Annotated in this window: 1 protein-coding gene; it reads right to left on the bottom strand. The window is 63.8% G+C overall.

The features are described 5' to 3' along the window. Positions 1-286 (bottom strand): hypothetical protein (locus JN414_RS16555; RefSeq protein WP_375781692.1); only part of this gene is annotated, 286 nt, incomplete at its 3' end. Positions 287-329 lie beyond the last annotated feature (43 nt).

Raw genomic sequence — 329 nt, 5'->3', positions numbered from 1 at the left:
GCGTCTGCACCGGAACCGTCAGATAGGATGCGACGGTCTCGACGGTCGCCAGATCGATGGTGGATCCGTCAGGGGTCCGCGCAACCGGAAGCCCATCAGTTCCCGCCGAGAGGGTCGCCCCCTTGGCCTGGGCTTTCAGAAGCGCCTGGAAGGTGCCAGCCGCGACGGTCACAGCATCCGCCGGAATGTTCTGGCTGATGCCCTGTGTGTAAAAGCCGCCCGCCGATCCCGAATACAGGATCTCGGGACCGCCATCCGGAGGCGTGTCCTGTGAGGTGTCTGTCATGTCAGGCCAGTCCTATGGCAAAAAATCCGCCCGTCATGGCGGC

The sequence above is a fragment of the Gluconobacter sp. Gdi genome (genome assembly GCF_014132155.1).
GTDB lineage: Bacteria > Pseudomonadota > Alphaproteobacteria > Acetobacterales > Acetobacteraceae > Gluconobacter.
This window is presented reverse-complemented; position numbering and strand designations above follow the sequence as displayed.